This is a genomic window from Bifidobacterium stellenboschense, assembly GCF_000741785.1.
GTDB lineage: Bacteria > Actinomycetota > Actinomycetes > Actinomycetales > Bifidobacteriaceae > Bifidobacterium > Bifidobacterium stellenboschense.
This window is the reverse complement of the sequence record NZ_JGZP01000011.1, coordinates 105759-131902: the sequence shown is the minus strand read 5'-3', so window position 1 is coordinate 131902 and position 26144 is coordinate 105759. Positions and strand designations below refer to the sequence as shown.

The window sequence follows — 26144 nt, the reverse complement described above, 5'->3', positions numbered from 1 at the left end:
CGAATCACCTTCCGGAATGGCCGATGGCGGTGCCGGACGAGCCCGAGACGAGGCCGGTGGAGCCGCCGATGACGCGTGCGATGTTCGAGAAGCTGTCGCCCAGATGCCTCAGATCGGTGAGCCGGGCGAGGTCCTTCATCGAGGAGATGGCGTCGATGAAGGTTTCGTCGGCGCCGCCGAATCCCAATCCGATGGTGTCGATCCCCGCCTCGTTGCATTGCCGCGCCTGTCGGATCGCCGTGTCCTGGTCGTACCAGACGCCGTCGGTGAGGACGATGGCGTACTTCGGCCCGTCGTATCGGTCCAGTCCCCCGGCGAGGACGTCGGGGAACGGGGAGGCATCGTTCCCGAAGGACAGTTCCTCGGCGTCGAATCCGGCGGCGAGGTCGCGTATGCCCTGCCGGATGGCTCCGCCATCATCCGTGGGTTCGAGATAGGTCTTGGTCCTGTCGGCGAAGCCGATGAGGCCGACGTTGAGCGCCGCCACATCGATGGAGGCGATGAAATCCCGGCAGGCATCCATCGCCTGGCGGAAGGGATTCCCGCACATGCTGCCCGAGAAGTCGATTGCGAGATACACGGCGCCCGCGGGCGGCGCCTGCCTGTCGTTCTTCTTCGGGCTGCGTTCCAGCCAGCTCATGTCATCGGGGAGGGGTCTGCGTTCCATGTGGAGCTTCCGTCCGGTCTCGACCTGCGTGGCGGATACCTTGATCACGCCGTCGGCGTCATAGCGGTACGTCACGTCGATGAGCGTGCGGCCTCCATCCACATACGGGATGCCGGTGAACGCGTACAGTCCCGCCACGTCGTTGTCGAGCGGCGCCGGCTCCGAACCCTGCAGCAGGTAGACGTCGAGCTCGCCGCCGCGCCTCGGCACGGCCAGTTCGCGACGTTGCGTGTTGCGCGCGGGGATGGCGGCGTTCTTCGCGATGAGGATGTCGTTGACGTAGCGTTCGCGGTCCTCGGATTCGGCGATCATGCCGAGCGCGTGCGACGTCGCGTCGGTGATCTTCCTGCCGCCGATGAGCGGCAGCGCCTGGTTCCGGGCCTTGGTGCCGCCGATGGTGGGCGGCGTCGCATTGCCGGAGGCATCCTGGTTGGCGCGGATCGCCGCGCCGAGCGCCACCGCCTCGTCGACGTTCACGCCGGCCAGCGGCGGTTTGCCGGTCATGCGTTCGACGTATTCGTGCACTTGGGGCATGCGCGTCGAACCGCCCACGAGAATCACGCCGTCCACGTCGCTCCACCGTCTGGCCGGCGTGAAGCTCGCGAACAGACGGTCGATGATGTCGGCGGTGCGCATGAGCCGGTAGGAGGTCAGCTCATCGAACTCGCGTCGGGTGAGCGTATAGCGTCCTCGATGTCCGTGCCATGCCACGCTCACCGGGGCAGACGTGGCGTTGGTGAGGCGCTTCTTCGTCTTCTCGGCCGTCACGCCGATGATGTCGGCCTGTTCGGTGTCGTCCAGCGGATCCTCGCCGAACTCGTCCTCGAACCGGTCGGCGATCCACGTTGCCACGTCGTCGTCCCAGTCCTTCCCGCCGAGATAATGGTCGCCGTCCGAGCCGAGGATGCGGATCTCGCCGGCATCCACCCGGGCGAGCGTCACGTCGAACGTGCCGCCGCCCAGATCGTAGACGAGGATCGTCCGGTTCGCGCTCGACCCGCCCAGGCCATAGGCGAAGGCGGCGGCGGTCGGCTCGTTGAGCAGGCCGAGCACCGTGATGCCCGCCCGGCGTGCCGCGGCCAGGGTCGCCTCGCGTTCCGCGTTGCGGAAGTAGGCGGGCACGGTGACGACCGCAGCGTCGACGTGCTCACCGGACATCATCTCGGCCTGGCCGACGAGGCCTTTGAGCAGCATGGCCGACAGGTCGACCGGCGTGCATGGACGCCCGGGCAGGTCGAGCCTGAATCCGGGGTCGCCCATGACCCGTTTGAAGAACGACGCGGTGCCGGTCTCGCCCAGCTCCTGACGCTCCTTGGCGTCCTCGCCGAACAACTCCTCGCCGTCCTCCGTGACCGCCACGACCGAAGGCGTGACGGCATGCCCGTACCTGTTTGGGATGATGGTCGCCCGGCCCGTCGCCGGGTCGATGCGCGCCACCGCCGAATACGTGGTCCCCAAGTCGATGCCGACCCTGATGCCCATGTTGCGATTCCGTTCCTTCGCCGTGATGAATGTCAGAACACGAGTCCGGTGGAGACGCGCTTCCTGGCTTCCTCGATCTCCTCCTTGCTCAGCACGTTCTCCGACTTGAACACGGTGTCGATGTTGGTGCCGTTGTCGAGCGTCTGGCCGTGGAGGGAGATGGTGCCGTCCTCCTGCACGGCCAGCGTGATCTCCAGCGGGGTGTGCGCGGGCAGGCCGGCGGGCAGATTCATCTCGCAATCGCCGATTCTGCTGCTCGCGTCGACCGGCAGGTCGTCGGCCTTCTCCGGGGATTCGAACAGTTCGATGAGCACCTGCTCCTGGTTGGCGTCGACGGTGGCGAACCGCTGGGAGGCGTGCGCGGGCAGCTCGTCGTCCTTCTTCACGATGTTGAAGATGCGCGGCTCGCCGGTCTGGCTGTCGTTCGCCTTGATGCCGAAGCTCTTCGTGGAGACGGAGATGACCTTCGTGTCGGCGTTGAGGTTGGTGGGCAGCGTGGAGCCGCCGCCGATGGTCGGCAGCATGCGCGTCTCGCCGGTCGTGGTGTCGCGGGCCACGTCGTTGCCTTCGGCATCCTGCTCCTTGACCTCGGTGCTGTTGACCTCGCTCTGTTTGGTGGCCTGGATGATCGCGTAGATCGCCGCGCCCTTGGCGACCGCCTCATGCGGTTCGAAGATCTTGAACGGCACGCCGAACGTGTTCCCCACCATGTTCTGTACCTGAGGCATCATCGTCGAACCGCCGACGAGCAGGATCTCGTCGATGGCGACGCCCTGCGCCTTGGCCTCGTCGATCGCCTTCTGCGTGAGGTCCTTGGTGCGTTCGAGCAGCTCGCTGGTGATGTCGTCGAACTCGTCGCGCGTCACTTCGATCTTCGCGCGCTGTCCGTTGTAGTCCAGGAGCTTCTTGACGCTGGTCCTGTTCGACAGCGCCTGCTTGGTCTTCTCCGACTCGATCATCAGCTGCTGCATGAACTCCTCGTTGCCGTCCTCGTCGAACGGGTCGCCCGTGTAGCCGCTCTCGTCGAGGAACTTGTCGACCATGAGCGTGGAAAGCGCGTCGTCCCAATTCTTGCCGCCCAGATCATGGTCGCCTTCGGTGGTGATCACGCGGATCTCGCCGTTGGTGATCTTGAGTACGGTGATGTCGAACGTGCCGCCGCCCAGATCGTAGATGAGCACGTTCCTGTTGGAGTCGGCCTTGGTGACGCCGTAGCAGATGGCGGCGGCGGTCGGCTCCTCGATGATGGACAGTACGTTGAGCCCGGCCATCTCGCCCGCCTGCTTGGTGGCGGTGCGTTCGGTATCGCCGAAGTAGGCGGGGCAGGTGATGACGACGTCCTTGACCTCGTCGTCGGTCTGCTGTTGGGCTTGGCGGACGAGCTCGCGCAGGATGTAGGCGGAGACCTCGACGGGGGAGATCTGCCGTCCGTCGATGGTGGTGGCGACCTGCGATTTGCCGATGAGCCGCTTGACGAAGGATACGGTCCGGCCTGCGGATTCCTCGAGCACGGAGGTGTCCTTGGCCTCCTGGCCGACGATCACGGTGCCGTCCTCGCCCCACTGGACCACCGAAGGCGTGGTGTCCGAGTTGTTGTCCAGATTCTTGAGCACGGTCGGGCGGTCGCCCTCCTGATAGGCGATGCACGAGTAGGTCGTGCCCAGATCGATGCCATACACGTATTTCGACATGATGTCGTTCTCCTTATGGTGTTGTGCGGTTATGCGTGGTATGTCGCAGCGACGCTGCACGTATATATGCGCCGTCCACGCGGATTCCGGATGTCGGGATTCGGGCGGACGGTGTTCGGCGGGTCAGCCGATCGACGACGGGGTGTCAGGGGTTTCGGGGGCCGCGGGAGCGTCGGCGGGTCCGTCCGGAGTTTCGGCCGGTGGCGCCGGTTTGACGACCTTGTACATCACCACCTGCTCCTTGAGGAGCACGCGCGGGCGCTCGCCGGCCTCGTAGACGTAGCCGGGTGCCTTGGAACGTGCGATGGTGCGTGCCTTGGCGGGGTCGTCGGTGGTTTCGACGTCCTTCGGAAGGAACCTCTGGCGGGCCGCGTTGTAGCGGGAACCCGGTTCGCTGTCGACGCGCGCCACGTCGTAGTCGTCGAGGATCGCGCCGAGCATGTAGTCGATGTCCTCCAGCATGCTTTGCGCCTCGGCGTCGTCTTCGGGAAGCTCGCCCTTCATCGTGTTGATCTTGGCGAGCGCCGAGGCGATGTCCTGCAGCACCGGCTCCCTCAGATCGAGGGTCAGTCCGTCGCGCAGCTTGTTGAGTTCCGCATGCTGGCGGTCGATGACCTTCTCCTTGGCCTCGTCGTATTGCGACCGCTTCGAGAACGCCTCTGAGAGTCCGTCCAACGATTCACGCAATCCGTCGAGGCGCTTGCCCAGCGCTTCGAAGCGGGCGTCGAACGCGTCGAGACGGGCGTCGGCGTCGGCCAGCCGCCCGTCCAGACCATCGAAGCGGTCAGTCCAATCGGGAACGGTCGGTGCCGGTGAGACGGGGACTCCCGACTCACCGGACGGGGCGGGAATCTCTGATTGGACGGGGGCCTCGGTGGGTTCGGCCGCTGATTCGGATGGTTCGGGTTCTCGTTCGGGCGTTGGCTCCGTCGGCTCGACCGGCGCGGGCTGAGGAGTCGCAACCGTTTCGGTGGGTTGGGCCGGTGGGATAGCGGGGGCCGTCTCGGACACGACGGGGGAGACCGGCAGTGCGGGCTGTGCATCGGCCGTTGCCGGAACGGCCGATGCCTGCGGTCCGTCCGGGGGAACGGGCTGTGGAAGCTTGGATCCGAGCATGATGGATTCCTTTCGGTTTGGTGTGGTCGTCTATTGGTGCGGGTTGTCATGGTCGTTGCCGGTGCGCCGGGGCCGTGTCCGACGCGGTCTGGGCGACGGAACGGACGGTTGGCCCGTCCACGGGGCGGGTTCCTGCGGCATGGCCGGCCGCGGCACCTTGGGTTGCGCGTCTCGCCGGTCGGTGCCGGATCGAGCGCCGTTCGCGGGAAGCGGCTCGTTCGGGGCGGGGATGCCCTGGGAGGGCGTCGCTCCGGTACCCGCCCGGTGGTAGGGGCGGGTACGTTGCGGTCTGAAGCTCCGTCGTGCTGGCTGAGGGGCGGGCTGCTGCGCAGGTTGTATCGGTTGTGCCTGTGGCATCGGCACGGGACTCGCCTGTTGCCGTCGTGCCGGCTGCGGTGGGGGAGTCGGCACGACGGCGGGGTGCGCGGGCCTCGATACGGGTTCCGGTGCCGAGGGAATGGGCGTGGGGGGCGGAACCGGCGCAGGACCCGGCCGGGTGAATGGAACAGGTGCAGGTACCGGGGATGTCGTCGCCGCACCGGCATGCCCCTGCGGGGCCTTGCGTTCCCGCTTGGCGCGTTCCCTGTCCGCCTTGGCCTGTTCCTGCGCGATGCGGTCGCGTTCGCGCTGCGCCGCCTCGGCGGGGATGCCCTCGAACCGTCCGATGCCGGGCGTGAACACCGGCAACTTCGTCTTCGGGAACTCGTGGATGGCGAGCGCCTTGGCGAGGGCGGGGTCGCTGAGCGAGACGATCCAATCGATGACGTCGTCCACGCCGCGCGGCATGAACCGTCCCTCGCCGGCCGTGTGCCCGATGGCGCTCGCCGCGAAGAACCGGGAGACGGCGAACTGCTGCTGGATCATGTCGACCACGTCGCCCATGTCCATGTCGACGAGGAACTGGCGGCACAGGAAATCCATCGTGTCGAGGTCGTTCGCGCATCGCTCCGGCTCCGCCTGACGGAACCGTGCGATCGCGGGCGCGTCGAGACGCTCGTCGAGGAGCGGCGCCGCGTCGACCTTGTTGATGACGACGGCCAACGGCGTCGTCAGACGTTTGCCGCGGTTCCTCGCCAGATTCGCGTCGATGTCGTTGCGCAGCGCGTTCATCACGTCGCCGAGCGGGGAGGCGCTGATCGAGCCGGCGTCCGTGCCGCGCAGGCCGGATGCGACGCGGGCCTTCACCTGGGGAATGGCCAGAGGGTCGATGACCAGCACGATGCCCTCGCAGTGCGCATACTGGTTCTGCTGTTCGTTCTCGTCGCCGCGGACGAACGTCTCGCCGGCGATGTCGAGCAGCTGCACGAGACGCGACGGTCTGAGACCGCCCCCGTCGAGATAGAAGCTCATCGAGAACGCGCTGGCGCGTTGCCCGTCGGTCTCGACGGCGGTCTTGTCGACGAAGCCGCGCTCGCTGTCGGCCACCATCGTGGCGAACCGCTGCTTGCGCGCCTCGTCGTAGAAGCGCGTGGTGAGGCCATGCTCGCCGGCGCGGCGCGTGATCAGTGACACGGCGTACGCGTTGATGAGCGAGGTCTTGCCGCTTGAGGCGCCGCCCACCACGGGGATGCAGATGGTGCGGCTGCCGGCGGAGCGGATGATCTCGTCATGACCGGCGGCGAGGCAGTACGGGCACAGGGCGGTGAGCTTGCGGCGCGGTTTGCGGCGGTCGAGGATGCTTGACGGCAGTCTCTGGCCGCATCGGCAGGTGTGGTGGAGGATGCCGTAGCGTCCGGGGAACAGGTCGCGGTGCTTGGCGCCACAGTTCGGGCACTGGTAGACGGGGCGGGCGAACCGTTTGTGGCAGTAGTCGCAGACGTTGGAGATGCGCAGGATGGCGAGGAAGAGCGTGTCGGTCAGCCATGTGGCCGCGCATAATGCCGATCCGACGAGCTCGTAGCACAGGAAGGCGATGGTCTGCGGCAGCAGCATGCCGACGCAGTAGATGACGCTCGTGACCACCATGCCGAGACAGCACGCCAGCCAGTACACGTACCGGCAGGCCGTCCATCCGGCGCGTACGATCATGCTGTCGAACGTCGTGCCCTCGGACACTTCGACAGCGGCGCGCGTCATATCGTCGATGTTCGTGCGCGCCTTGTCCGTAGTGGACCTGATGACCCGCGAAATGTCGGCGAAACCCGGGCCGAACAGGTACGAGACCTTCGCCGGGTCGTCGGGTCTGCGCGGCTTCGGCGGTCTCGCGGGCTTCGTGGTCCCCTTCTTCTTCCCCATATGCATGAGCCTTTCCCGATGATGCGTCGATACGGCGGCGCCGTCGCATCACACGGCGAGCGCCACGGCGAGTGCGCCGAGCGCGATCCAGAACGCGGTGACGGCGAGCCCGATGGCGAGCCCCCTGCCTTTGCCGTACACGTCGCGCAGCGTCTCGTAGTAGCCGACGATGCCGCCGTACGCGCCTTTGACGAGTCCGATGACGAGCATCGTCCCCAATGCGACGGCGGTGAGGACGCCGATGACCGTCAGCATCATCGGCAGGATCTTGATGAGGAAGACCACCAGATAGTAGATGACGACGAGCACCAGAACGATGACCGCGAGTACGATGAACAAATCCTCCATCCGATGGCCTTCCCCTTGGAATCGGCGGTATCGCGACGCGTCAGAACTCGCGGCCGCAGTACGGGCAGGCGGCGGTGTTCGTGTGGCTGTTGAGCGAGTAGCTGCTGTAGCAGCGTGCGCCGCAGCTGGGGCAGTCGCGCACCATGCTGCTGTCCGCGCCGTATTCGCCGGGCTTGTAATAGGTGTACATGGCATGATGGTTTCCCTCCGTCCGGCCCGAACATCGCACGGTCGTCGTACGTCGGGCGACTGCCGCATGGTTTCGGGCGCAATGGTTTCGACATTGAAAAAGAGGGGAGGCGAGTGCCTCGAAAACAGTTCTCATCGTATCACCGCCGGGTCGCGGCGGTGCGGTACGACTTGCGTGGGACGTACGATTCGTGCGGGCGGTTCACTCCGTGCGATTCGTGTGGTCCACGCGGTTCTCGGAGATCCTCTCGCGCAGGCCGTCGGCGACCAGCAGCAGCGCGTCCTTGATCATGATGTTCGTCAGCAGCATGCGCGAAACGTGCTCGTTCGGCAGGAACAGCCGCATCCGCGCCTTCGGGTCGTTCCACGAGGCGTCGGCGGGGAACACGCGTCCCGCGTCGCCGAACACCCACGCCGGTTGCGCGACGTGGCGTTTGAACTCGGAGATCGCCTCGTTCGAGTCGAGCATCACGGTCGCGGCGAGCCCGTGCAGCATGGTCGAGATGAGGTCGACGTCCACGCACGTCCGGCGTGATCCCGCCGACCGCGACACCACGACGACCGGTTTGCGGCGTTCCGGCGACAGCAGCAGGTCGGCGAGTTCGCGCGCCTCCGCCTTCGTGCGGATCACATGCGCCGGATGCCGTCTGCGCAGTTCCTCCAGATCGTAGGAGCGCGTCTCGTCGGACCGTTCGACGAACCGTCGGACGGCGTCTTCGGACGGCGCGGCGGACGGTCCGGTGGCGGCATCGTCGTCGCGCCGCAGCAGGTCGGCGATCAGCCGGCCGCGATGCGCCGCGGTGTCCAGATAGTAGAGCGTCGTCGCCGCCGGCGGCGCGGGGTAGAGCCGCGCCGCCCCGTTGTAGACGCCGGGTGTGCCGTGGCCGTCCGCGGCCAGAGCCGCGTTGAACGTCTCGTCCGCGCCATCGACGGTCCTGCCGGCTCCGTCGAGCAGCACGACGTCCAACGCGCCGCCCGTCAGCGCCGCGATCGCCTCGACGTCGTTCCACGCGTCGTGCGCGTTCCCCCGCGCGGTGACGACGAGCACCGGCCTCGTGCGTGAGCCGGACAGCACGTAGCGTGCGAGCCGTCGCGTGTCCTCGCCGTCGGTCACCCGCTGCGGGCGGGATGAGGGGAGAGCCAACATCGTTCGATCCTTCCTCAGCGCGCGAAACCGTCGCACGCCGTTCGTCGATATCCGTCGGCGGGGATATGTCGCGAAACGGGCGCATCCGGATGCGAAAAACTGAAAAGCGCATCTGCATACAAGAAGAAGGAGATGGGCGAGTGCCCTGAACAAGCCGTATCGTACCACATGCACGCATCCCGACCGGGAATTGTCCGGGGGGGGGGCTTCGCTCGCGCGGTCGGACGGTTTTCGTCTCCCGATCCGTGGCCGTCGCGGCATATACTGGAATGAGTTTCGAGGCAGTGGCCTCCGCTCGCATGTGGTTCGGGGGAGTGGAGGCCGTCGAGCCGCATCGCAGCGGTCGCCGCGGATGTCAAGGAGAACGGAGAAGAATCATGGTCTGTCAGCAATGCGGATTCTCGAATCCGGCGGGATGCCGGTTCTGTACGGAATGCGGAGCGCCGCTCGCCGCCGCGCCGGTCAACGACGCGACGGTGCTCGACGGCGGCGCGAACCGCACCGTGCCGTATGGGGCGGGGACGGGCGTCGCGCCGTCGCCGGCGATGCCGCCACGACCGTCCGTCCCGCCGCGCCCGGCGGCGAACGACGCGATGGCGTCCTCGTCATCCACATCCGCCGCCAGTCCGCAGATGCCGGCGGCGCGGCCCCTGCGCCCGAACGCGTCCGGATCGTCGGGCATGAGCTCGGAGACGAAAGTCACGCTCGCCGTGCTGTCCCCGATACTGATCGGTCTGCTGATCCTGCTCCTGATGTACGTCATCTCCGTGTCACAGGGAAACAAGCCGTTCCAGTTCGGCACGCAGGCGCAATCGTCGTCGGACACGTCGGCGTCCTCAGAATCCACCACGACGGGCTCCGACGATTCCTGGCCCGATACGGAAGGCAGGAACCTCGCCTGCGACGCGGAACCGGACATGAAGGTCGTCTCCGTCGAAAGCGTCGGCAACGATCTGGTCGTCACCGTGCTCGTCACGCCGTCCGACGACTGCGAATCCGGTACGACCACCACGCTCGACGACGATTCGACGCGCGTCACGCTGCGCGATTCGAGCGGCGACACGGTCGCCGACGCCGTGTTCGACTTCTCGTCCGACATGCAGACGATCCCCGCGAAGGGCAAGCGGATCAAGCTCTCGTATGCGCCCACGCAGTTCTACCGTCCCGCCACCGAACTGGAGCGGACGTTCCAGGACGATCCCGCCGAGCTCATCGTCAAATACGTCTACGCGGCGTCCGCCGGTTCCGGCGCGTCCACGTCGACCGGACCATCCTCCCGGTCCGGGGCGCTCGGCGGCGAAAGCGCCTCCGACGACGAGGCCGAACAGGACGCGTGCAACGCTCTGCAATGGCAGGTCGCGCAGGACAAATCCAAGGCGTCCGCGTTCATGAGCACGTACACGACGCAGTTGTCGAGCAAACGGCAGGGCATGGTCATCGACGGCAAGACGTGGAGCTGCCGCGACATCCTCGCCCATTTCATCACGCTGCGCGACAAGCATCCGAACGTGCTGCTCATCTGGTCCGGCGACTGGCCGACCTACGACGCGAACCCGACGAAATACTACGTGATCATCTCCGGCGAGAGTTTCGGATCGACCGATGACGCGTGGAACTGGTGCCATTCCAACGGATACGGGCAGGTCGACTGCCTGCCGGTCAACCTGGAATGAGCGCGGCGCGGGTGCGGCGGCCTTCTGCGGACGTGCGCGGCGGCGTACAATCGGACGCATGGCCAAGGACGACATCAAGGACGACAGGAAGACCGGCAAGGGCGGCGGCAAGTCGGCGCGCAAACGCGTCGACAAGGCGCTCGACGCGGCCGAGGCGCGCATCGGCGCTATCGAGGAGAGCGACACCGTGGCGGAACGCCTCGCCAACGCCGCCAAATCAAGCGAGCTGCTGAGCGCCGTCTGGTCGCTGCCTCCCGCGCAGCGGCTCATGTTCCATCATGGAGTGGATGTGGGGGAGATGGCCGCGTCCGGCGCGGGGGAGACGCCCGGATTCGACGGCGACAAGTACGACGGCGAACGGTTCATCGACCTGAGCTCGTCGGGCATCGCCCGCTACCAGCGGCTCATGTACGCGAACGGCGTGAAGGGCTCACCCAGACGGCTGCTCATCGTGCTGCAGGGCATGGACGCCTCCGGCAAGGGCGGCATCGTGCGCCACGTGTTCCGTCAGGGTGACCCGATGGGCATCCACTACCACGGGTTCGGTAAACCCACCGAGGAGGAGGCGTCCCATGGGTTCCTGTGGCGCGTGGAACGCGAACTGCCCCAACCCGGATGGATCGGCGTGTTCGACCGGTCGCATTACGAGGACATCGTCATGCCGCACGTGTACGGCACGTTTCCCGAAAGCGTGTGGCGGGAACGCTACGATCTGGTCAACGCGTTCGAGCGCAGTCTCGTCGCCTCCGGATGCGCGGTCATCAAGATCTTCCTCGTCTCCAGCCGCGAGGAGCAGCGGCGGCACTTCCTCGCACGCCTCGACGATCCCACCAAATACTGGAAGTTCGACATCTCCGACCTGGACGCGCGGGACCGTTGGGACGACTACATGGACGCATGGCAGGAAGTGTTCGAGAAGACCAGCACCACGTTCGCCCCGTGGTATCTCGTCCCCGCCGACAACCGCTGGTATTCGAGGGCCGTCGTCTCGGAGCTGCTACGCACCACGCTGCGCAACATGAACATGTCCTGGCCTCCGCTGGAACCGGAGATCGACCCCGACGAGGCCCGACGACGCCTCGCCGCCTAGCCGCCTAGCCGACCAACGAGAAAGAACCATCATGACCGCGAACGAATCCGGCACATGCCGTCCATCTGCCATCCGCCGCCCTGCGGCCGCCGGTGCATCGATCGCAACGATCGCCGTATGTCTTTTGGCGATGCTGACGGCATCTCCCGCGGCCTACGCGGCGGAACCCGCGCTTACGCAACAGCACACGTTGAGCGTAGAAGGGTCATATCTGTATGGTGACGCATACGGCACCGGCGAGGCGGTGGGTGTCAACCAGCATGGCGGCATCCATGTATACCGCACCGACGGGTCCGCGGACTTCCTCGCGCCGAACAACGGCATGGTGTTCCCCGTCGTGCTCTCCAGTGACAACAAGACCCTCTACACGACCGATTCCGTAGGATCGGCGCTGTTCGGCTTCGACATGAAGACCGGTGACGTCAAGACCTACGGCAATGTCGACATGTGGAACGCCAAGGAGGTTCGCACGTCCCCCGACAACGGGTCGCTGGCGGTGCTGTCGTATGAGCTGGATTCCGATTTGGGCGATGAGTACAATCTGCAAGCCTCAAGCAACATGCAGATATACGATCCCGCAACGCAGCAGGTGACGGCGGCATGTGACATCGGCGCCGCGACGGGCACGTTGGCGTCCAACGACCGCAAACGCATCCACGTCATACTCAACGGGACGAAGCCCGTGCTGAAGACGGTGGACGCGTCGACCTGTTCGACGGCGGGAACCCATGACATCGTCATCGGCGGCGTCGACGCCACCCAGTTCGTCGACCCGCTGCACGTGGCGGACGACGGGTCGATCATCGCCTACGTAAGTCCGTTGTCCATGCACGGCACGCACGACGATTCGATTTCGAAAGTCACCCATTACGCCCGCATCGATCCGGAAAGCGGCAAAGGGGAGCTGTTCTTCGACCATCCGTACAGGAAACTGGCGGATGCCGAACACGCGCAGGCCTACATGCATATGCAGTCGGGCTCGCCGGACGATGATCTGCCGCACGAGTACTCCGACGACATGATGCTGACGATCACGGACGACTCGGGCAGGGCGGTGCGTAGCGAGAAGCTGTCCCGTGAATTGTATGACCAGGTGCAGGAGTACGTAAAGAACGATTACTACGACTTCGCCGAAATCACCAACGACGGCCGATACCTGTTCTTCGCCGGCTATGACAGAAAGGAGATCTTCTCCTACGATACCGAGAAAGACACGCTCACGACACTGAAGAAGAACTCCTCGCGTGAGGGCGTATACGCGTTGAGCGATGACGGGCGAGTGCTGCTGACGACTCATACCACCGATGGCGAAGGCTCTTTCAACCACTTCGGCATCACCGCGTATTCCACCGGCATCACGTCGAGCATCGAAGGTCCTTCCGCGGCCGGATCCGTGGGAAGGACCGTGGGCATCGGCATCACTGCCGGAGCCGTTCTGGTCGTCGTCGCGGCGGTTGCGTGGATCGTCATCCGCCGGAGACGGCAGGCGGGAAGCTCGTCGGCGTCTCCGACGGACGACGGTGGGCATCCGCCAGTTCCCTCGGTCACGCCCGACGGGATTCCGTCCGGAGCCGCGACGGTGGGCGTGACCATGAGTACGTCGCCGCCGGTTCCATTACCGACGCGTGTCGATTCCAAACCTTCCGTGCCGTTGCCGCCGAGAACGGGACACGGCGTCCCTCCCTCCGTTCCGCTACCGCCGCGTCCGGGGAACGACTGAACCGCCGGAGTTTGAGACAAGTTTCCCTCCCCATGCCATCACGGACGACGCCGATCCCCTCCCTCAGCGTGTCGCGCATCAGGGTCGTGCGGAGGAAAGGAGGGAGGGTCAGCTCTGTTCGGCGTCGTAGCGGTAGATGGTGCCGTTGGCGTCCGAGGCGATGATGATCTCACGCGGGGTGAGCGACAATACGTGCAGATTGTAGTCGTTGATGTCGGTGCCGCGGAAGTCGAGTTCGTGGCACCCGGTGTAGGAACCGTCATCCTCGTCGTCGACGGCATCGCACACGGAGAGATGGAGCGTGAGCGACGAGTCGATCTCGTCCTCCTCGATGTCGCCGTCGGCCACCAGGAAGTACAGGTCGCGTGTCAGCTCGCCGTAAGTCCCCAGTGTGTCGTCCGTCGTGTCGGCTGTCGCTTTGGTCCGGTAGTGGGTGCCGCTTGTGACATCGGAGAGCGTGCCATCGGATGTGATGTTCGCCATCCACTTGGGCCGGCACGACGATGTGTCGTAGTACGTGCGGAACGCCTTGTAGATCGTGCACTTGTCCTTGTCGGAGTCTTTGTTGGAGTAGTAGCCGACGACGCCCGCAGGCAGCTCCGGCAATGTGTTGTTCGATGATGTCGAGGGGTCGACCTTCGTCTTGTTGGTGAACGCGAACGCCACGATGACGCAGACGATCAGGAATCCCAGCAGCAGCGCGACGGCGACGTATTTCAGCGTGTCGGCGTTGTCCGTCGTCTTCGGCATGGCGGGCTGTCCATCGGATGTCGTGGTCGTGGACGTGGTTGTGGTCGTTGCCGGGAGTGGTACCGACGGCCGGGGTGCCGTGTACCGAGGCGGCTGCGGGGACTGAGCGGAGGAGCCTTGCGCGGTGGAAGCCGGTGCGGAGGGCCGTGGCGGCAACGGCGGCCGCCTTGACGGAATCACCGTCTGCGCGGTCCCCGTCTGCGCGGTGCCTGTCCGTGTGGTGCTCATCGGTGTGGCGCCTATCGGTGTGGTGCTCATCGGTGAGGTGTCTGTCGATTCGGTGTCTGTCGGCGTCAGTGGGCTGCCGCATCCCGTGCAGAACCGGCACTCGTTGGTGTTCCTCGTTCCGCATCGTCCGCAATACCGCATGATGTTTCCCTTCTTCCCCTCATCCGCTTCGATGATCGTCGATTGGCTATTTCTTCAGAGTATATCCGTCCGTTGCCATGCGGTTCCGCCGTTGGTTCCGATGCCGTTCGTGGGCGTGGATTCGTCGGGAAGATCCGCGGTCGGTATCAGCACGTTGTAGATGAGGAAGCCTTGGGAGAATGTCGTGTCGGGTTGCTTTCCCCTGCGTGACGACCGTTCGCGTTCATGGTCGATGATGCCCGTCGGCAGCGGAGACCATGGGGAGGCGAGGCGGTATCGGCGTCCCACGGAGGTGGCGGTCGTCGCCATGAGATGGCGAGACGTGCCGTCTCCCCATCGCAGGTGACGGTAGATTCCCGCCAATGTGGCGAGCCATCGATGGTCCCGTATGCCGTAGGACGCCTGTGTGAATGCGATGCATTGGTCGTCGCGGTCGGAAGCGTGGAACAGGTCGTCGAGGCGCGACGACAGGGAACGCCATGTCATGCCGTTGTCGATGAGCCGTTGGTCGATCGGCCGACGCAATTCGGCAAGAAGCCCGTGCAGTTCGTCCGTCGGAGACGGGTCGAACGGTGCCGACCGTTCGACCCTGACCGTGAATCCGGCTCGTTCCAAGCCTTTGGCGAGCAGGTCGGATCCCATGCTTCTTTCGCCGCGCAGCACCTTGGCGACCGACGACTTGTCGATGCCCATGTGTCTGGCCAGCTCGCTCGCGGTCCACCCCGTGTCGGCCATGATCGATTGCAGTATATCCGTCGTGTTCATCATCGCATCCCCTCGTATATTGCATCGTTCAGCGTGTTCCTCATAACCGCAACCAAAATGTTCATCATCGCATCCCCTCGTGTATTGCATCCCCTCGTGCGTATGGAGCGGCCTTGCCCCTGTAGCTATTCTATCCCTGTGTCTCGTAATTCGTTCCGTCACCGTGCCATTGGTTTGGTCAAGAGCCTGTTCCGCACTTTCGGGAAGCCGTTCGGATTGGGAATAGGGGAGGGAAAGAAGTGTTCCCATGTCAATGACGGGACTGTCTCGGAAAGTGTGTAACTGGCTTAAATTGCCGGCCATAGAGGCGGAACCTTCTCGGAAAGTGTGTAACCGGCTTTAATTGCCGGCCGTGGAACCACTCCAGACAACCAAAGACGGATGCTGCACTCCATTGAGAACTCGGACGGGCAATACGGTTGTACTGCGGTGTCTCATCGGACACTGGCTTGCCATTGGCCCAGCCAAGAGCGAAGAGCTTCACCGTCGACTCCGCAACCGGCGGACAACAGCCAGTTGCATGCTTCCTGAGGCAGTCCCCAATGACAGGGCGGTGTCCGATGGGACACCGTTGACCGGGACCGTCATCGGGAGGTGTGGGCATGAGGGCGTCCCGGGAGGCGGGCTTGTGGGGCGGGTCAACTGGAGTGTGACACGGCTCTGACACTCGTCTGAAGAGTGCGGGGCGAGGCGTGTATTGGATATGTGACAGAAGAGTGTGGTTGGCTTCGGAATGGGAGAGGAGGAGGAAATCGCGCCTGTGCCAGTGACAAGCCAGTGTCCGATGGGACACCGCTGAGCGGGTCGTCCCGGGAGTGGTGCAACTGGTTGGATAACTGGGTTGGGGTTGTGTGACGGGGCGCGCAATGGGGTGTGCGATCGGGCGGTTGGTTGGGATATGCGATTGGAATGCATGGCATGGGTTGTAATTTGGCTTGGAGTGCGGGGCCGGAGCGTGGACTGGTTTCGCCCGTTGATTGTGGGTCGAAGGAAAGGTGCCATGACGGGTATGGCACCATGACGAGGATGGGTATTGCATCACGACGAATGACGATCGCGTCTCACGATCGCGTCTCAACGAGCTTCGCTGTGATCTCGGGCGAATGAGTATGGCTTCATGTGACGAGGGCGGGTATTGCATCATGACGAATGACGATTGCGCCCTCAATGCAAGGTGACACTTCGGTCTGTGACGGTTCGATCAGTGACGATTCGATCAGTGACGGTTCGATCAGTGACGGTTCGATCAGTGACGGTTCGGTCTGTGACGGTTCGCCGGATAGTTGACCTGTGTTGACTGGGTGTTGACCTGAATGGACCGTATTGACTGTATTGACTGTATTGACCGTATTGACCGTATTGACTGTATTGACTGTATTGACCGTATTGACCGGGTGTTGACCTTGTATCTTGGTATCTTATCGGACACCGGCTTGCCATTGGCCTGGTCAAGAGCCGTAATGCTTCGGTCTGTAACGGTTTGATCTGTAATGGTTTGATCTGTAATGGTTTGATCTGTAATGGTTTGGCCCGTGGTGCCTTGGTCTGTAGCTGATCGGTCCGTTGGTCTCGGTCTGTAGCTGTTCGCCGGATTGTTGACTTGCATTGGCCGGGTATTGGCTTGAATGACTGTATTGACTGTATATATTGGCTGTATTGACCGGGGGCTGACCTCGTATCTTGGTGTCTTATCGGACACCTGCTTGCCATTGGACTGTTCAAGAGCGGGATGGCGCTGTCATCGCGTGGCCAGAGAGCAAAACAATGCCGGTTGTGGACTTTCGGTTTTGGAAGACGAACACCTTTTCGAGAGGCACCCCTTTGTGACCTCTTTCGTAAGATGCCCCTTTCGGAAAGCATCGGAACGACGCTCCGATTGCCGGATCGCGGTCATTCGGATCTGATGATCGGAGATGCGGTTCACGGCAGGTGCGCTCCTGCGGCTACACTCGTGAGACATGATCGACGAGAAGGAATACGACGATATGGAGCGCGACGACGCGACGCGCGATGAGAGGGGAGCTGAGATGCGGGCGACGGACGATGCGCCGCGCGACGGCGCGGGCGCGGACATGGACGCGGATATGACGTCCCGCTACGGGTCGCTGGGACGATTGGCCCCGGAATGGGACGGGAGCGAACGTGAGCGCAACCTCACGGACGATGACATCTACGAACGGTTCTTCGGATGGGTGGAGGACGTCAAGGGCATCGAACCATGGCCCCACCAGGAGGAGGCCATCATGGACCTGCTCGCCGGCGACCATGTGATCCTCAACACGCCCACCGGCTCCGGCAAGTCGCTGGTCGCGCTCGGCATGCACTTCGCCGCCCTGTGCACCGGACGGCGCTCCTACTACACGGCGCCCATCAAAGCGCTCGTCTCCGAGAAGTTCTTCGACCTCGTCGCGGTGTTCGGCCGCGACAACGTGGGCATGATCACCGGCGACAGCCACATCAACGCGGACGCGCCGATCATCTGCTGCACCGCGGAGATCCTCGCCAACCAGGCGCTGCGCGAGGGCGAGCACGCCGACATCGGCATGGTCGCGATGGACGAGTTCCACTACTACGGCGATCCGGAGCGCGGATGGGCGTGGCAGGTGCCGCTGCTCACCCTGCCGCAGACCCGCTTCCTGCTCATGAGCGCGACGCTCGGCAACGTCGACGCGATCGCGAACAAGCTCGAAGAGCTCAACGACGTGCCCGACGTGGACGTGATCGCCGACGCGCCGCGCCCCGTGCCGCTGAGCTACGAGTACACGCTCGACCCGTTGGAGAAAACCGTCGAACTCGCGTTCAGGAACGGGGAGACCCCCATCTACGTCGTCCACTTCTCGCAGGACGCCGCCCTGGAGACCGCGCAGGCGCTCGCCTCCACCGGTGTCTCTTCGAAGGAGCAGCGCGCCGCCATCGCCGAGGCGATCAAGGGAGTCAAGTTCACCACCGCGTTCGGCAAGATCCTCCAGCGACTCCTGCGCACCGGCGTCGGCATCCACCACGCGGGCATGCTCCCGCGCTACCGGCGTCTCGTCGAACAGCTCGCCCAGCAGGGCCTGCTGCCCGTCATCTGCGGCACCGACACGCTCGGCGTCGGCATCAACGTGCCCATTCACTCGGTCGTGCTCACCGCGCTCACCAAGTTCGACGGCACGAAGATGCGCCGGCTCAAGGCCCGTGAGTTCCACCAGATCGCCGGCCGCGCCGGCCGCATGGGCTTCGACACGGAGGGCCTCGTCGTCGCCGAGGCGCCCGAATACGAGATCGAGAACCAGAAGGCCATCGCCAAGGCGGGCGGCGACCCGAAGAAGCTCAAGAAGGTGAAGCGCAAGAAGGCGCCCGAAGGCTTCGTCACGTGGAACCAGAACACGTTCGACAAGCTCATCGACGCCGCGCCCGAAACGCTCGTGCCGCACCTGAAGATCACACATTCGATGGTGCTCAACGAGGTCGAGCAGGGCGGCGACGCCCGCGCGCGCATCGACGACCTCATCGACGACTCCGCGCAGACCCCCGACCAGAAGGAGAAGCTCCACCAGCGCGCCGACGAGATCTTCCAGACGCTGTTCGACACCGACGTGATCGAGGTGCTCGAAGGCCGCGACGGCGGCAAGGACTACGTGATGACGCTCGACGTGCCCGACGACTTCGCGCTCGACCAGCCGCTCTCGCCGTTCCTGCTCGCCGCGCTCGAACTCCTCGACCCCGAGTCGGACACGTACGCGCTCGACGTGATCTCCATGGTCGAGGCGACGCTCGACGACCCGAAGCAGGTGCTGCGCGCCCAGGAACGCGCCGCCCGCGACAAGGCCATGGCCGACATGAAGGCCGACGGCCTCGACTACGACGAGCGCATGGACCGCCTCCAGGAGATCACCTACCCCAAGCCCTTGGAGGACATGCTCGACGCGGCGTTCGACCAATACCGCCACGACGTGCCGTGGGCCAACGACTACTGGCTGAGCCCCAAGTCGGTGGTGCGCGACATGGTCGAGACCGCCTCCGACTTCACCGGCTACATCGCCCGCTACAACATCGCCCGCTCCGAAGGCACGCTGCTGCGCTACCTGTCCGACGCGTACCGTGCGCTCGCCCGCACCGTGCCGCCGGAGAAACGCGACGAGCAGCTGGACGACATCATCGCCTGGCTGCGCGTGCTCGTGCGCTCCATCGACTCCTCGCTCGTCGACGAATGGGAGAACGCGGGTGCCGACGGCTCCACCGACGCGTCCGAAGCGGCCGCGTCGCTCGCCGCGCCCGGCGCGCGCGACGCCGTCGTCGAGGACCGCCGCGGCCTCACCGTGCTCGTGCGCAACGCCCTGTTCCGCCGCGTCACGCTCATGGACCTCGACGATCCGGACACGCTCGGCGCGCTCGACAAGGACTGGGGCTACGGCGTGCACGAATGGGAGGACGCGCTCGACGACTACTACGACGAGCACGAATACGTGAACACCGACGCGAAGGCCCGTTCCGCCGACCTGTTCATGCTCGACACGAAGCATGAGAAGGACGAGCACTCGTGGAGGGTGCGCCAGATCATCGACGACTCCGACGGCGACCACGACTGGGCCATCGAAGGCGTCGTCGACCTCGACGCCACTCAGGAGAGCGGCGAGGTCGTCTTCTTCGACTACAAGGTCGGCAACGAATGACCGACAACGACCTGTTCGCCGCATCCGACGTGCCGGACGAGGTGACGCGTCCGCTCGCCGTGCGCATGCGGCCACGCACGCTTGACGAGGTGATCGGCCAATCCCACGTGCTGGGGGAGGGCTCGCCCCTGCGCCGCCTCGCCAACCCGGCGTCGAAGGGCTCGCTCACCGCCCCCAGCTCGATTATCATGTTCGGTCCTCCCGGCGTCGGCAAGACGACGCTCGCCACGATCGTCGCGCGCCAGTCCGGCCGCGTGTTCGAGGAGCTGTCCGCCGTGACGAGCGGCGTCAAGGACGTGCGCGCCGTGCTCGACCGCGCGCACGAACGGCTCGTCGCGAAAGGCGAGGAGACCGTCCTGTTCATCGACGAGGTGCACCGGTTCTCCAAATCCCAGCAGGACGCGCTCCTGCCGGCCGTCGAGAACCGCGACGTCACGTTCATCGGCGCGACCACCGAGAACCCGAGCTTCTCCGTCATCAAACCGTTGCTGAGCCGTTCCGTCGTCGTCAAGCTCGAATCGTTGGAACCCGCACAGCTCGACGACCTCGTGCGCCGCGCGCTCTCCTCCGAGCATGGGCTCAGAGGTGAGGTGCGTGCCAGCGACGAGGCGATCGCCGAGATCGTGCGTATGGCTGGCGGCGACGCGCGCAAGTCCCTCACCATCCTCGAGGCGGCGGCCGGTGCCGTTACCGGCGACAAGGCGCGCGAGAAGGGCCGGCGCCGCCCGATCATCACGCCCGACGTGGTCTCCACCGTGATGGACGTGGCCACCGTGCGCTACGACAAGGACGGCGACGACCATTACGACGTGATCTCCGCGTTCATCAAATCGATGCGCGGGTCCGACCCGGACGCCGCCGTGCACTACCTCGCGCGCATGATCCGCGCCGGCGAGGACCCGCGATTCATCGCGCGGCGCATCATGATCGCCGCCGCCGAGGAGGTCGGCATGGCCGCGCCGCAGATCCTTCAAGTGACCGTCGCCGCCGCGCAGGCCGTCGCGCTCGTCGGCATGCCCGAAGCGCGCATCATCCTCGCCGAGGCCGCCATCGCCGTCGCGACGGCGCCGAAGTCCAACGCCAGCTACACGGCCATCAACGAGGCGCTCGCGGACGTGGACGCCGGGCACATCGGCGCCGTGCCGCTGTATCTGAGGAACGCGCCCACCAAGTTGATGAAGGAGTGGGGCAACCACGAAGGGTACAAGTACGCGCACGACTGGCCGGGCGCGGTCGCCCCGCAGGAGTACCTGCCCGAGGATCTGCGCGGGACGCGCTACTACCGGCCGAACAACCGCGGTTATGAGCGCGAGGTGGGGGCGCGGCTCGCCCGCATCGAGCCGATCCTGCACGGCGGCGACGGGAACGACGGGCGGTGATGGAAGCCGACGATGGCATCGGTGAATGTCGGCGAACGCTGACAGGTAAGCGGTTACGGGGTACAATGAACCGGAACCACGACGGGACGGAAAGGAAGATGCAATGACGCAGGATGATATCGCCGGCAAGATGATCATGATCGTCGACGACGACCAGGCACTGGGCGAGATGCTCTCCATCGTGCTGGAGAACGAAGGCTTCCGCACCACGACCTGTCTGGACGGCCTGCGCGCCGTGGAGATGTTCCCCACCGTCGTCCCGGATCTCATCCTGCTCGACGTCATGCTGCCGGGTATCGACGGCACCGAGGTGGCCCGCCGCATCCGCGAGACCTCGTCGAACGTGCCGATCATCATGCTCACCGCCAAGTCCGACACCGTCGACGTGGTCGCCGGCCTCGAGGCCGGCGCCGACGACTACGTGCCCAAACCGTTCAAGGTCGCGGAGCTCATCGCCCGCATCCGAGCGCGGTTCCGCATCCGCGCCAAGCTCGCCGCCGCATCCGCCGCGGCGCCGACGAGACGGGCTCCGGCGAGGACCCGCAGCACATCGAACGCGGCGCGATCGTCATCGACCGCGCCGGGCACACCGCTACCAAGGACGGCGTCGACCTGGCGCTCACCCCCATGGAGTTCGAGCTGCTCGCCGTGCTCGCCGCCGGTTCGGGCGAGGCCATCAGCCGCTCCACGCTGCTCAAGAAGGTGTGGGGGTATGACGGCAACGGCGACACGCGTCTCGTGAACGTGCATATCCAGCGTCTGCGCGCCAAGGTCGAGGATGATCCGGAGAAGCCGCAGATCATCGTCACCGTGCGGGGCATCGGATACAAGTTCGTCACCCCGAGCCCGCTTTCCGGCCAGACGGCATGAGCGGGGGTGAGGCCGCCCGCCGCATCATCGCAGGCAGACGGTTCAGCTGGCGGCGTCTGCTGAAAAGCGGACGCGCCGAGGTACGTCGTTCGCTACAGGCGCGCACCGTCGCCCTAGTCGTGGCGGTCACGCTCGCCGTGGCGGTCGTGTTCTCCGTACTGTCGATGATCTCCGTCCGCTCCACGCTGCACGACCAGGTGTCCATGCAGGCGCGCAACGACTTCTCCACCATGGTCCAGCAGGCGCAGAACGGACTCGACTCGTCCGACGTGACCGATTCGGTGCAATACCAGCAGCTCGTCAACGACCTCGCCTCCTCACTGCAGAACGAGGGCGCCTCCAATCTCACCAGCGTGTACCTGTGGGGCAAGGACGACGAGAGCCGCTTCATCGTCCCCGTGTCCACCGACCCTACCTACGAGTCGCTCATCACCGACGACATGCGCGCCGCCGTGGACTCCGACACGCACAACCGCGTCTTCTACCAGCCCGTCTCCCTCGACGTCGCCGGGCGTACGGGCGTCCCCGGCGCGGTGCTCGGCACCACACTCGAATTCGGCGCCGCGGGCGGCCTCGAACTCTACGCCCTGTTCTCCTACGAATCCCAGGACAGGTCGCTCGCTCAAATCCAGATGAACCTCATCGCCATATGCCTCGCGTTGAGCATGATGGTCGGCGTCGTCGTGTGGATGACGCTGCACGGCATCATCCGTCCGGTCGGAGCCGTGGCCGCGGCGGCCGAGACCTTCGCCGCCGGCGACCTCGACGCGCGCGTGCCGGTGACGCGCAAGGATGAGATCGGCTCGTTGCAGGACTCGTTCAACAAGATGGCCGATGCGTTGAACCAGAAGATCGACGAACTGGAGGAGGCGGGAGCCATGCAGCGCCGGTTCGTGTCCGACGTGAGCCATGAGCTGCGCACGCCGGTCACTACGATGCGCATGGCGTCCGATCTGCTGGAAAGCCGCAAGGACGACTATGATCCGATGACGCGGCGCACCGTCGAACTGCTGTCCGGTCAGATCAACCGCTTCCAGGACATGCTCGCCGACCTGCTGGAGATCTCCCGCTACGACGCCGGATACGCCGCGCTCGACCTGGTCGAGTCGGACATCCGCGAGACGATCGACGAAGCCGTCGACCAGGTGGACGGACTCGCCAAGGCCAAAGGCGTGCCCATCCGCACGTACCTGCCGAACATCGGCGTGCTGGCCTATTTCGACACGCGTCGCATCGTGCGTATCATCCGCAATCTGCTCGCCAACGCCATCGACTTCGCCGAGGACGGCCCGATCGAGATACGTCTCGCCGCCAACCGCAAGGCCTTCGTCATCTCCGTGCGCGACTACGGCGTAGGCATGTCGCGCGACCAGGTGCCGCACGTGTTCGACCGGTTCTGGCGCGGCGACCCTTCGCGCGCGCGCACCACCGGCGGCACTGGGCTGGGATTGTCGATCGCGATGACCGACGCGAAACTGCACCAGGGGACGATCCGCGTGCGCTCCGAGGAAGGCGAGGGCACCTGGTTCCTCGTCATGCTGCCGCGCGACCCCTCGCTCGGCGCGGTGCCCGACAACGAGATGCCGGTCGATTTCGAACGCGGCACTAGGGCGCTGCGCATCACCGGAGGATTCGGCATCGCGGACAACCGCAGCGCCGACTACGTCAAACGCGCGACGGATGGCGCGGTTGAATCGGCGGCGGATCCCGTGGCGGATCCCGCGACGACGCGCACGGACCCCACCGAGGGAGGAGACGAATGATGGCCGGTACCACCAGACGGATCCGCCACGTCGCTCGCATCGTCGCCGCCGTGGTGGCAGCGGCCCTCATCTGCGCCACCGGCGCATGTTCCAGTCCGATCGGACTGCCGACGGGCGGCGGCGTGCAGACGCTCTCGCCGGTCGAACAGCAGACGCAGCGCGTATACACGAGTCCGGAAGGCCCGACGGACGATGCCCAGCCGGAAAGCATCGTCGAGGGATTCTTCAACGCGATGCCCGCCGGCGTGCAGTCGGACGGCTACCGCGTGGCACGCCAGTTCCTCACCGCGCAGGCCGTTGACGCCGCCGGCCTCAAGGGCAAGGTCAAGATCATCACCATCGACGGTACCAAGAACGCCCTGCAGGCCCTCGTCGACGGCGATCTCTCCTACGTGATCGAGTACAACCCGATCTTCGGCAAGGAGACCGCGCAGGCCGTCAAGGACTACCTGGACGGCAAGGACGTCAAGTCCGACATCCAGATCGAGTCCAAGACCTTCGACGCCACCAGCGCCAAGGAAGCCCTGGATTCCAACTCCCGCGCCTACTGATTCAGGCTCCACGCCTCCATCAGTGATAATCGACAACCACACATGACCACAAGATGATGGTGTACGAGGAACGTTCCTCGTACACCATCATTCATGTGAGGCCGAAATATCACAAAACGGTAACAATCCCACTGTTCAAAGGCAACGAAATGACAGACAAAACCCCTATCGTCGTGATGAAGGGCATCACGATCGAGTTCCCGGGCGTCAAGGCCCTGGACGGCGTCGACCTGACGCTGTACCCGGGCGAGGTCCACGCTCTCATGGGTGAGAACGGCGCGGGCAAGTCCACGATGATCAAGGCGCTCACCGGCGTCTACAAGATCGACGCGGGCACCATCACCGTCGAAGGCAAGCCGCAGCAGTTCAACGGCACGCTGGACGCGCAGAACGCCGGCATCGCCACCGTGTACCAGGAAGTCAACCTGTGCACCAACCTCTCCGTGGGCGAGAACGTCATGCTCGGCCACGAGAAGCGCGGCCCGTTCGGCATCGACTGGAAGAAGACCCATGAGGCGGCGAAGACGTACCTCAAGCAGATGGGTCTGGAGCACATCGATCCGCACACCCCGCTGAGCTCGATCTCCATCGCCATGCAGCAGCTGGTCGCCATCGCCCGCGCCATGGTCATCAACGCCAAGGTGCTGATTCTCGACGAGCCGACCTCCTCCCTCGACGCCAACGAGGTGCAGGATCTGTTCGCCATCATGCGCAAGGTGCGCGACTCCGGCGTCGCCATCCTGTTCGTCTCCCACTTCCTTGACCAGATCTACGAGATCACCGACCGCCTGACCGTCTTGCGCAACGGCAAGTTCATCAAGGAGGTCATGACCAAGGACACCCCGCGTGACGAGCTCATCGGCATGATGATCGGCAAGTCCGCCGAGGAACTGTCCCAGATCGGTGCCAAGAAGGCGCGTCGCGCCATCGAACCCGGCGAGAAGCCGATCGTCGACGTCAAGGGCCTTGGCAAGAAGGGCACCATCAACCCGGTGGATCTCGACATCTACGCGGGCGAGGTCGTCGGCTTCGCCGGTCTGCTCGGCTCCGGCCGTACCGAACTCGGCCGACTCCTCTACGGCGCCGACAAGCCGGATTCCGGCGAGTACACGCTCAACGGCAAGCAGGTCTCCATCAACGACCCGGCCACCGCCCTGAAGAACAAGATCGCGTACTCCACCGAGAACCGCCGCGACGAGGGCATCATCGGCGACCTGACCGTTCGCCAGAACATCCTCATCGCCCTCCAGGCGACGCGCGGCATGTTCAAGCCGATTCCGAAGAAGGAAGCGGACGCGATCGTCGACAAGTACATGAAGGAAATGAACGTGCGACCGGCCGATCCGGATCGCCCGATCAAGAACCTCTCCGGCGGCAACCAGCAGAAGGTCCTCATCGGCCGTTGGCTGGCCACCCACCCGGAGCTCCTCATCCTCGACGAGCCGACCCGAGGCATCGACATCGGTGCCAAGGCCGAGATCCAGCAGGTCGTCCTCGACCTGGCCTCGAAGGGCATGGGCGTCGTCTTCATCTCCTCGGAGCTCGAAGAGGTCGTGCGTCTGTCCGACGACATCGAGGTCCTCAAGGATCGCCACAAGATCGCTGAAATCGAAAACGGCGACACCGTCTCGCAGTCGACCATCGTCGAGACGATCGCCAACACGAACGTGAAGAACTGAAAGGA

18 protein-coding genes and 1 pseudogene are annotated in these 26144 nt (G+C 64.9%); 9 read left to right on the top strand and 10 right to left on the bottom strand.

Going from position 1 to position 26144, the window contains the following annotated elements:
- Positions 1-4 precede the first annotated feature (4 nt).
- The 8 genes from BSTEL_RS04835 to BSTEL_RS04805 all read right to left on the bottom strand — a co-directional run bounded on the left by BSTEL_RS04835 (position 5) and on the right by BSTEL_RS04805 (position 9578).
- On the bottom strand, positions 5-2149 hold the full coding sequence (locus BSTEL_RS04835; protein WP_051922855.1) for an Hsp70 family protein: 2145 nt from the start codon (positions 2147-2149) through the stop codon (positions 5-7).
- A gap of 32 nt (positions 2150-2181) precedes the next feature.
- Positions 2182-3840 carry an Hsp70 family protein gene (locus tag BSTEL_RS04830; protein ID WP_034527769.1) on the bottom strand — a complete coding sequence of 553 codons (1659 nt, stop codon included), beginning with the start codon at positions 3838-3840 and terminating at the stop codon, positions 2182-2184.
- A 123-nt stretch (positions 3841-3963) separates the two neighbouring features.
- Positions 3964-4956 carry a hypothetical protein gene (locus BSTEL_RS12095; RefSeq protein ID WP_156963165.1) on the bottom strand — a complete coding sequence of 331 codons (993 nt, stop codon included), beginning with the start codon at positions 4954-4956 and terminating at the stop codon, positions 3964-3966.
- A gap of 30 nt (positions 4957-4986) precedes the next feature.
- Positions 4987-7191: a TRAFAC clade GTPase domain-containing protein gene (locus tag BSTEL_RS12715; protein ID WP_034527765.1), complete on the bottom strand. Its 2205-nt coding sequence runs from the start codon at positions 7189-7191 to the stop codon at positions 4987-4989.
- A gap of 48 nt (positions 7192-7239) precedes the next feature.
- Complete coding sequence (locus BSTEL_RS04815) at positions 7240-7539, bottom strand: hypothetical protein (RefSeq protein ID WP_034527763.1); 300 nt, start codon at positions 7537-7539, stop codon at positions 7240-7242.
- Between the two features lie 40 nt (positions 7540-7579).
- A complete protein-coding gene (locus tag BSTEL_RS12090) occupies positions 7580-7729 on the bottom strand; it encodes a hypothetical protein (RefSeq protein ID WP_156963164.1) in 150 nt (49 codons plus the stop codon).
- A gap of 201 nt (positions 7730-7930) precedes the next feature.
- Positions 7931-8875 (bottom strand): hypothetical protein, encoded by a 945-nt coding sequence (locus tag BSTEL_RS04810; RefSeq protein WP_156963163.1) that lies wholly within the window; start codon positions 8873-8875, stop codon positions 7931-7933.
- A 385-nt stretch (positions 8876-9260) separates the two neighbouring features.
- The gene (locus BSTEL_RS04805; RefSeq protein ID WP_156963162.1) at positions 9261-9578 is read right to left on the bottom strand and encodes a hypothetical protein; all 318 of its coding nucleotides are present in this window, start codon (positions 9576-9578) and stop codon (positions 9261-9263) included.
- Here BSTEL_RS04805 and BSTEL_RS12710 point away from each other — a divergent pair.
- From BSTEL_RS12710 to BSTEL_RS04790, 3 genes are all read left to right on the top strand, one after another.
- Positions 9556-10548, top strand: coding sequence for a hypothetical protein (locus BSTEL_RS12710; protein ID WP_238567629.1), 993 nt, complete (start codon positions 9556-9558; stop codon positions 10546-10548). The two genes, BSTEL_RS04805 and BSTEL_RS12710, sit on opposite strands and share 23 nt — an antisense overlap.
- Positions 10549-10606: 58 nt before the next feature.
- On the top strand, positions 10607-11638 hold the full coding sequence (locus BSTEL_RS04795) for a PPK2 family polyphosphate kinase (RefSeq protein ID WP_034527758.1): 1032 nt from the start codon (positions 10607-10609) through the stop codon (positions 11636-11638).
- 124 nt (positions 11639-11762) lie between these two features.
- Complete coding sequence (locus BSTEL_RS04790; RefSeq protein ID WP_162178978.1) at positions 11763-13358, top strand: hypothetical protein; 1596 nt, start codon at positions 11763-11765, stop codon at positions 13356-13358.
- A 108-nt stretch (positions 13359-13466) separates the two neighbouring features.
- Here the strand turns inward: BSTEL_RS04790 and BSTEL_RS04785 are convergent, their stop codons facing one another.
- Both BSTEL_RS04785 and BSTEL_RS04780 read right to left on the bottom strand, forming a co-directional pair.
- Positions 13467-14108: a hypothetical protein gene (locus BSTEL_RS04785; protein ID WP_034527754.1), complete on the bottom strand. Its 642-nt coding sequence runs from the start codon at positions 14106-14108 to the stop codon at positions 13467-13469.
- 423 nt (positions 14109-14531) lie between these two features.
- Complete coding sequence (locus BSTEL_RS04780; RefSeq protein ID WP_051922854.1) at positions 14532-15245, bottom strand: helix-turn-helix domain-containing protein; 714 nt, start codon at positions 15243-15245, stop codon at positions 14532-14534.
- Between the two features lie 2081 nt (positions 15246-17326).
- On the opposite strand from BSTEL_RS04780, the gene BSTEL_RS04775 reads away from it, so the two are divergent.
- From BSTEL_RS04775 to fruK, 6 genes and pseudogenes are all read left to right on the top strand, one after another.
- A complete protein-coding gene (locus BSTEL_RS04775) occupies positions 17327-19897 on the top strand; it encodes a DEAD/DEAH box helicase (RefSeq protein WP_034527881.1) in 2571 nt (856 codons plus the stop codon).
- A complete protein-coding gene (locus tag BSTEL_RS04770) occupies positions 19894-21276 on the top strand; it encodes a replication-associated recombination protein A (protein ID WP_034527752.1) in 1383 nt (460 codons plus the stop codon). The genes BSTEL_RS04775 and BSTEL_RS04770 overlap by 4 nt, the downstream gene beginning before the upstream one ends.
- A 130-nt stretch (positions 21277-21406) precedes the next feature.
- A pseudogene (mtrA, locus tag BSTEL_RS04765) lies at positions 21407-22119 on the top strand (MtrAB system response regulator MtrA); the annotation flags it as partial.
- Positions 22120-22142: 23 nt separating this feature from the next.
- Complete coding sequence (gene mtrB / locus BSTEL_RS04760) at positions 22143-23909, top strand: MtrAB system histidine kinase MtrB (RefSeq protein ID WP_084686112.1); 1767 nt, start codon at positions 22143-22145, stop codon at positions 23907-23909.
- Entirely contained in the window at positions 23906-24460 is a 555-nt protein-coding gene (locus tag BSTEL_RS13100) for an LpqB family beta-propeller domain-containing protein (RefSeq protein ID WP_476574990.1), read from the top strand. Before mtrB ends, BSTEL_RS13100 begins: the two co-directional genes overlap by 4 nt.
- A gap of 149 nt (positions 24461-24609) precedes the next feature.
- Positions 24610-26139 carry a fructose ABC transporter ATP-binding protein FruK gene (gene fruK, locus BSTEL_RS04750; RefSeq protein WP_034527738.1) on the top strand — a complete coding sequence of 510 codons (1530 nt, stop codon included), beginning with the start codon at positions 24610-24612 and terminating at the stop codon, positions 26137-26139.
- Positions 26140-26144: the final 5 nt, after the last annotated feature.

Excerpts from the sequence above, each read along its gene's own strand:
- BSTEL_RS04835 (WP_051922855.1), bottom strand. The coding sequence starts at position 2,149 with ATGGGCATCAGGGTCGGCATCGACTTGGGGACCACGTATTCGGCGGTG.
- BSTEL_RS04830 (WP_034527769.1), bottom strand. The coding sequence starts at position 3,840 with ATGTCGAAATACGTGTATGGCATCGATCTGGGCACGACCTACTCGTGC.
- BSTEL_RS12095 (WP_156963165.1), bottom strand. The coding sequence starts at position 4,956 with ATGCTCGGATCCAAGCTTCCACAGCCCGTTCCCCCGGACGGACCGCAG.
- BSTEL_RS12715 (WP_034527765.1), bottom strand. The coding sequence starts at position 7,191 with ATGGGGAAGAAGAAGGGGACCACGAAGCCCGCGAGACCGCCGAAGCCG.
- BSTEL_RS04815 (WP_034527763.1), bottom strand. The coding sequence starts at position 7,539 with ATGGAGGATTTGTTCATCGTACTCGCGGTCATCGTTCTGGTGCTCGTC.
- BSTEL_RS12090 (WP_156963164.1), bottom strand. The coding sequence starts at position 7,729 with ATGTACACCTATTACAAGCCCGGCGAATACGGCGCGGACAGCAGCATG.
- BSTEL_RS04810 (WP_156963163.1), bottom strand. The coding sequence starts at position 8,875 with ATGTTGGCTCTCCCCTCATCCCGCCCGCAGCGGGTGACCGACGGCGAG.
- BSTEL_RS12710 (WP_238567629.1), top strand. The coding sequence starts at position 9,556 with ATGAGCTCGGAGACGAAAGTCACGCTCGCCGTGCTGTCCCCGATACTG.
- BSTEL_RS04795 (WP_034527758.1), top strand. The coding sequence starts at position 10,607 with ATGGCCAAGGACGACATCAAGGACGACAGGAAGACCGGCAAGGGCGGC.
- BSTEL_RS04785 (WP_034527754.1), bottom strand. The coding sequence starts at position 14,108 with ATGCCGAAGACGACGGACAACGCCGACACGCTGAAATACGTCGCCGTC.
- BSTEL_RS04780 (WP_051922854.1), bottom strand. The coding sequence starts at position 15,245 with ATGATGAACACGACGGATATACTGCAATCGATCATGGCCGACACGGGG.
- BSTEL_RS04775 (WP_034527881.1), top strand. The coding sequence starts at position 17,327 with ATGACGTCCCGCTACGGGTCGCTGGGACGATTGGCCCCGGAATGGGAC.
- BSTEL_RS04770 (WP_034527752.1), top strand. The coding sequence starts at position 19,894 with ATGACCGACAACGACCTGTTCGCCGCATCCGACGTGCCGGACGAGGTG.
- mtrB (WP_084686112.1), top strand. The coding sequence starts at position 22,143 with ATGAGCGGGGGTGAGGCCGCCCGCCGCATCATCGCAGGCAGACGGTTC.
- BSTEL_RS13100 (WP_476574990.1), top strand. The coding sequence starts at position 23,906 with ATGATGGCCGGTACCACCAGACGGATCCGCCACGTCGCTCGCATCGTC.
- fruK (WP_034527738.1), top strand. The coding sequence starts at position 24,610 with ATGACAGACAAAACCCCTATCGTCGTGATGAAGGGCATCACGATCGAG.